We start from the raw sequence: 2249 nt of genomic DNA on the forward strand, positions 1-2249 counted from the left end.
CTCTTGGCGACCTCGGTGAAAGCCTCGGCCATAAGGTCAGGGGGAATGCGGGGAAACCGCTCTGGGTGAGTTCCGAAGGTAGAAAACTTGAACCCGCAGACGCCTGCTTCGACCTGCTCGGCGATCTTGGATGTCCCCTCGGACGGCCGGATGGTGCCATAGAGCCCCACGTCGACATGTGCCTGCTCGGCGATGTCTGCCGCCTTTCTCTCCACGCTCGCACGATCGCAGACCAGCAAACCCTCGTCATAGGGCATGTCGACGATTGTGGTGACCCCGCCAGCAGCAGCGGCCTTGGTCGAGAAAATGAAATCCTCGCGGTTCCTCTGGCTCCGGGAATGGACCTGGGCATCGATTGCGCCTGGAAAGATCAGGGCGGCGTCGCGTTGCAGTTTTTCACGCGCCACTCCGGGATCGCTGCTTGTGACGGCAGCTACCTTGCCGTCCTTTATTGCCAGATACCAACCGCGTTGGACACCACCAGGAAGCACGATATCGCCACGAACAACCAGATCCAGCATCTCGCCCTCAAATTTCGTCGGTACTCCTGAGACCGACTTCTAGGAACTATGGTTAGCAACGATAAGCGTGCAGGAACACGCAGATAAGCAAGTGCGTTTGCACCCAATGTTTGGAAAACTGCCAACCGGACACGATGAATTTCATCCGTTGAAGCGGATGCAACAAAGGTTGCAACACTCAAGATCACAAGCGGAGTGACCGCCATTCTATCGTCAAGGCCTGATCGCTCGGCAGGAGCGCGGAAATGGAGCGGCGCATGAACTTGCCGCCATCTGGGGGACGGCTTGATGCATAATCGTAGGGTAACGAACCGAGTATTCTGTGCTGCGATCTTAGCACTCGGGTTGGCAGCAGCGAACAGTGCTTTGGCAGCGGACGCACTTGATACCGTAAAAGCCAAAGGCGAGCTGACGGTCGGCACCGAGATGCAGTACGCGCCCTATGATTTTCTGAAAGATGGCAAGCAAACCGGGTTCAATGCCGATCTTTTCGCCGAAATCGGCAAGCAACTGAACGTCAAAGTGACTTTCCTTGACCTTCCCTGGCCGAGCGTTCTCCCCGGCCTGGAGGCGGGCAAGTTCGATATTGTTGCCGGTCCGGTCTCTATTACGAAGGAGCGTGGTGAACGCTACCGCTTCACCTCGCCGATTGGCCTGAGCGCATTCAATTTGCTCAAGAGAGCGAATGACAACAGCATCACAAAGATCGATGACATCGCTGGCAAGCCGGTGGGAGGGTTGCGCGCGGAAGTCTCCTTGGAAGAATTGAAAAAGCTTGCGGCCTCTCTGACTCCGAAGGCAGAAGTGCGCGAGTATGGGGATTCCAGTCAAGGCAACGCGGATCTGGCGGCCGGTCGCATTGTCGCGTTTACCAATCAGAGTTCTAACAACGGCTACACCGCCGCGCTGAGGCCGAATATCTTTGCCGTGGTGCCGGGCACCTTTGGAGAGTTGCGCTACGTCGCCTATGTCGGGCGAAAGGACGCTGATTCCGAGACGTTGATCGCAGCCGTCAACGACGCGATTGCCGCGATCAAGGCGGACGGCCGCTTCGCCGAGCTGCAAAAACGTTGGTTTGGAGCGGCCGTTGAGCTTCCGGCCATCGTCGACCCGGCCCAGTACTAAATGACGGCGGGCCTCGGCTCCTCATAGGAGCACATGGCAGCTTGGCGGGGGTAATTTTGGATTTTTCCTTTCTTGCCGGCTCGTGGCCGCTTTTGGCTGGTGCCGCTGCAAACACGGTAATCTATTCGGCCGCGGCGTTGGTCATCGGTCTGCCGGCCGCGGTAGTTCTTTGTCTGTGTTGCCTCAGCAGGCAACCAGTGCTTCGTGCCTTTGGCCGTTTCTACGTCAGCTTCTTTCGTGGCGTTCCTTTGCTGGTGCTGCTGTTGTTTGCCTATTATGGCGTTTCTGGCGTGGGACTTTCGACCACCCCGGAACAAGCTGCAATTGCCGCACTTGCTGTCTGCGAGGCGGCATACCTGGCAGAATGTATGCGTGGCGGGTTCCTTGCGGTGCCAAAAGGATTTGTTGAGGCTTCGCTTATGAGCGGCCTCAACCGCAGACAGAATTTCGTCTATATCGTGCTTCCGACAGCCGTTCGCCTGACGCTGCCCTCGATCATCAACGAGGTAACGATGGCAATCAAAGCATCGTCGTTGATCTCCGTGGTGGGGATAGCGGAGCTGACCAGAGTGTCGCAAAATCTGGCATCGAGCACGTTTCAAC

The 2249-nt window shown here is 57.1% G+C and carries 2 protein-coding genes and 1 pseudogene; 2 read left to right on the forward strand and 1 reads right to left on the reverse strand.

What is annotated here, in order from left to right; genetic code table 11:
- Positions 1-521: pseudogene (locus EN935_RS32100) on the reverse strand (amidohydrolase family protein); the annotation flags it as partial.
- A 366-nt stretch (positions 522-887) separates the two neighbouring features.
- On the opposite strand from EN935_RS32100, the gene EN935_RS32105 reads away from it, so the two are divergent.
- Together EN935_RS32105 and EN935_RS32110 are read left to right on the forward strand one after the other, a co-directional pair.
- Positions 888-1646 carry a transporter substrate-binding domain-containing protein gene (locus tag EN935_RS32105; protein ID WP_245489106.1) on the forward strand — a complete coding sequence of 253 codons (759 nt, stop codon included), beginning with the start codon at positions 888-890 and terminating at the stop codon, positions 1644-1646.
- Positions 1647-1687: 41 nt separating this feature from the next.
- Positions 1688-2249 (forward strand): amino acid ABC transporter permease (locus EN935_RS32110; RefSeq protein ID WP_164771534.1); only part of this gene is annotated, 562 nt, incomplete at its 3' end.

Origin of the sequence: Mesorhizobium sp. M7D.F.Ca.US.004.03.1.1 (assembly GCF_003998635.1) — a bacterium.
GTDB classification, from domain to species: Bacteria; Pseudomonadota; Alphaproteobacteria; order Rhizobiales; family Rhizobiaceae; genus Mesorhizobium; species Mesorhizobium loti.